This window comes from Miniimonas arenae, assembly GCF_006351005.1.
Lineage (GTDB): Bacteria > Actinomycetota > Actinomycetes > Actinomycetales > Beutenbergiaceae > Miniimonas > Miniimonas arenae.
The window spans coordinates 1-3,494 of the sequence record NZ_VENP01000099.1; the positions used below are offsets into that span (position 1 = coordinate 1).

Annotated in this window: 3 protein-coding genes and 4 tRNA genes; 4 read left to right on the top strand and 3 right to left on the bottom strand. The window is 72.6% G+C overall.

Features of this window, described 5'->3' with window-relative positions; translation table 11 throughout:
* The 3 genes from FH969_RS14595 to FH969_RS14605 all read right to left on the bottom strand — a co-directional run.
* On the bottom strand, nt 1–362 hold a 362-nt coding region (locus tag FH969_RS14595), incomplete at its 3' end, for a hypothetical protein (protein WP_218975334.1).
* Nucleotides 363–506: 144 nt separating this feature from the next.
* A tRNA-Val gene (locus FH969_RS14600) sits at nt 507–578 on the bottom strand.
* Between the two features lie 205 nt (nt 579–783).
* A complete protein-coding gene (locus FH969_RS14605; RefSeq protein WP_139987916.1) occupies nt 784–1,629 on the bottom strand; it encodes an aminotransferase class IV in 846 nt (281 codons plus the stop codon).
* A gap of 190 nt (nt 1,630–1,819) precedes the next feature.
* Here FH969_RS14605 and FH969_RS14610 point away from each other — a divergent pair.
* From FH969_RS14610 to FH969_RS14625, 4 genes are all read left to right on the top strand, one after another.
* Nucleotides 1,820–1,892: transfer RNA gene (locus FH969_RS14610), tRNA-Gly, on the top strand.
* Nucleotides 1,893–1,940: 48 nt separating this feature from the next.
* Nucleotides 1,941–2,011, top strand: a tRNA-Cys gene (locus FH969_RS14615).
* Between the two features lie 6 nt (nt 2,012–2,017).
* A tRNA-Val gene (locus FH969_RS14620) sits at nt 2,018–2,089 on the top strand.
* Nucleotides 2,090–2,190: 101 nt separating this feature from the next.
* Nucleotides 2,191–3,228, top strand: a complete 1,038-nt coding sequence (locus FH969_RS14625; RefSeq protein ID WP_180359826.1) for a Rossmann-fold NAD(P)-binding domain-containing protein — start codon at nt 2,191–2,193, stop codon at nt 3,226–3,228.
* Nucleotides 3,229–3,494 lie beyond the last annotated feature (266 nt).

Below are 3,494 nucleotides of genomic sequence, written 5' to 3' on the forward strand. Positions count from 1 at the left end.
ATCGACCCGCTGCCCGAGCCGAGGTGCACCACGAGCACGCGCCCGTCGGGGGCGCGCCACAGCGCGGCCATCGAGCCGTCTCCGCCCGTGCGGCAGAACTGCCAGATCGTGGTGGTGTCGGGAAGCGTCGAGCCCAGCCAGGCGGCGACGCGATCCGCCTCGTCGGGGCGATCGCCGCGGAGCAGCACGTTCGTCCCGGGACCGGTGGGCCAGCGGCCGTTGAGCGAGCCGTAGAGGTCGCCGTCCTTGCCGCGCTCGACGAAGCCCTGCGCCTCGACCCACTCCAGCAGCAGGCGCACCGGCTCGGGCACCTCGAGCCCGGGAGGCACCCGGGACAGCGTCAGCTCGGTGAACTCACCCATGCGGGGCACGCTACGACGACCCGGTGACACGCGCACCGGCCGATGCGGTGTCGAGCCCGAGAAGCACGGCGCGTCGCCACGGGCCGAGCACGACGAAGGCCCCCTGATCAGCGCTCGCGCTGGTCAGGGGGCCTTCGGATCGGGTGGGCGATACTGGGTTCGAACCAGTGACCTCCTCGGTGTGAACGAGGCGCTCTACCACTGAGCCAATCGCCCGTGCGGTCCGGTCGAACCGCGGCCTGACGATACTAGCCGAGGAACGCGTCGAGCCGAAATCGGCAGGATCGTGCGCGACGGCGAGCCCGAGTCCGTCCCGTCGCCTCGCCGTCGCGACGGTGCAGGTGTGCGCCGCGGTGCGCCGGAGCTCACCGGCACAGCACCCTGACGGAGCCCGTCCGGACCGACGTCGCCCCGCCGAACCTCACGGATCCATCCGCTCCAGCCGCCGCGCCGCGAAGATCTCCCCCATCGCGAGGGTGAGCGGACCCGGACGCTTGGGCTCGCCGTCGACCGCCGCGACGGCCGCGATCCCGCGGGTGCTCGACGTGATCGCCACGTGCTCGGCCTCGTGGATCGCGCGCAGCGGCAGGGCCTCCTCGCGCACGGCGACGCCCGCCTCGACGGCCCACTCCAGGACGAGCGCGCGGGTCACGCCGGCGAGGCAGCCCGAGGACAGCGGCGGGGTCACGAGGCCCTCGGCGTCCTCGAGGAACACGTTCGTCCCCGTGCCCTCGCACAGCTCTCCTCGGGAGTTGCCGAAGATCGCCTCTGCGGCGCCGTGCGCACGAGCCCGGGCCAGTGCCATCGCGTTCTCGCCGTAGGACGTCGTCTTGAGCCCGGCGAGCGCGCCGCGCTCGTTGCGCGTCCAGGGCACGACGTGCAGGCGCACCTCTCCGTGGGACGGCACGGCCGAGGCCGCGATGACGAGGGTCCCCGGACCGTCGTACCGGTCCGACCCGAGCGGGCCGAGACCGGCCGTCCAGGTGATCCGCAGCCTCGCCGTCGTGCCCGGTTCGGCGGCGTGCCACGCCTGGCTCACCTGCGCGACGGCGTCGCGCACCACCGCGTCGTCGGGCGCGGCGATCCCGAGGCCGAGCGCCGAGGCCCGCAGCCGCTCGAGGTGCCGTGTGAGCGCGAAGGGTGCGCCGTCGATGAGCTCGCAGGTCTCGAAGACGCCGTCCCCCACGACGAAGCCGTGGTCGAGGACCGACAGCTGCGGGGTCGTCGGGTCGATGAGAGCGCCGTGGGCCCACGCGATCGTCGTCATGGCTCGATCCTGCCATCGGGGCGCGGACGGATCCGGTCCGGGTCGGGGGGCGGGCCAGCGCACTGCGGCCCAGGGGGTCCGCGTCCAGGGGCGGCCCGCGAGCGGCGCCAGCGCGCCGATTTGGTCATCCCGGCGAGGCTGGTCTAGAGTCTTATCCGCGCCGCACGGCCGAAAAGGTCGCACGGAGCATGCGGATGTGGCTCAGTTGGTAGAGCATCACCTTGCCAAGGTGAGGGTCGCGGGTTCGAGTCCCGTCATCCGCTCGGAAGCACCCACCTGATGGGTCATCCTGCTGGGAGAGATCTCAGCGTGGTGGGTTGGCCGAGAGGCGAGGCAGCGGCCTGCAAAGCCGTATACACGGGTTCGAATCCCGTACCCACCTCGCAGCGGGCGATTGGCGCAGCGGTAGCGCGCTTCCCTGACACGGAAGAGGTCACTGGTTCGATCCCAGTATCGCCCACCCTTGAGGAGAGGCCCCTGGCCGGCGGAGACGCGGAGCCGGGGGCCTCTCGCGTTTCTGCGGGCACCTCGTCCATGCCAACCTCGGCCTACGGTGTGACGATGCGCCTTCTCGTGCTGGGTGGATCCGTCTTCGTCAGCGCCGCCGTGGTGCGCCACGCGCTCGCCGCCGGCCACGACGTCACGGCCGTCACCCGCGGCCTGCACGGCACCGTGCCCGACGGCGTCACGCACGTTCGCGCGGATCGAACCGCTCCGGACGGCTTGGCGAGCGTGGCGGGCGAGGCGTGGGACGCCGTCGTCGACGTCTCGAGCCAACCGGGCCAGGTGCGCTCCGCCGTCGCGCAGCTCGCGACCGACGGTGCGCACTACCTCTACGTGTCGAGCGGCAGCGCCTATGCGGACACCGCGACGCCCGGTCTCACCGAGGACGGGCCGTTGCTGCCTGCGCTCGCGGGCGACGCGCTCGAGTCGATGGCCGACTACGGCGGCGCGAAGGTCGCGTGCGAGCGGGCGGTGCTCGACGGCGCCTCCCGCGCCACCGTGGTGCGGCCCGGCCTGATCGGGGGCGCCGGCGACACCTCGGGGCGATCGGGCTACTGGCCGTGGCGGTTCGCCCACCCGAGCGGGCCGGCGGTGCTCGTCCCGGACGCGCCCGACCTGCTCGTGCAGCTCATCGACGTCGAGGACCTCGCGGCGTGGATCGTCCATCTGCTCGACAGCGGACGAACGGGAGTGTTCAACGCCGTCGGGCACGCGACGCCGTTCCCCGCGGCGCTGAGCGCCGCGCACGAGGCGGCGCTCGCGGTGGGCGGCGGCGAACAGGCGGGGGCGCCTGACTGCGGAGGCGGACAGCCCGGCGAGCCGACCCTCGTCGCGGTGGACGGACCATGGCTCGCGGCGCACGAGGTCGCTCCGTGGGCGGGGCCGCGCTCCATGCCACTGTGGCTGGACGACCCGGAGTGGGCCGGCTTCGGTGCGCGCAGCAACGTGGCCGCGCTCGCCGCCGGGCTCCGACTTCGCCCGCTCGCCGAGACGTTCGCCGCGACGCTGCGGTGGCACGAGACCGTCGGCGGCGTGCCGACGTCGGGTCTCTCCGACGAGGACGAACGGGAGCTCCTCGCACTCGCGTCGTCCTGAGCCGAGCAGTGGTGTCGTCCTGAGCCGAGCAGTGGCAGGCATCGAGAGCTCTTGAGCCTCCCTGCGTCAGACGTCTTCGTGGGTTGTCCCCAGGTGGCTGGCGTGTCGCTTGTTCGAGTGGGCTTGTGGATATGTTCGTGCAGGTCAGGGCTTGTAGGTCGCACATTCGTATCTTAGACTGGACGCATGGCCGCACCCGTCCTGATCGACCCCGCGCACCACGCGCAGGCCGACCTGGACGCTGCCCTGACCACCCTCGAAACCAT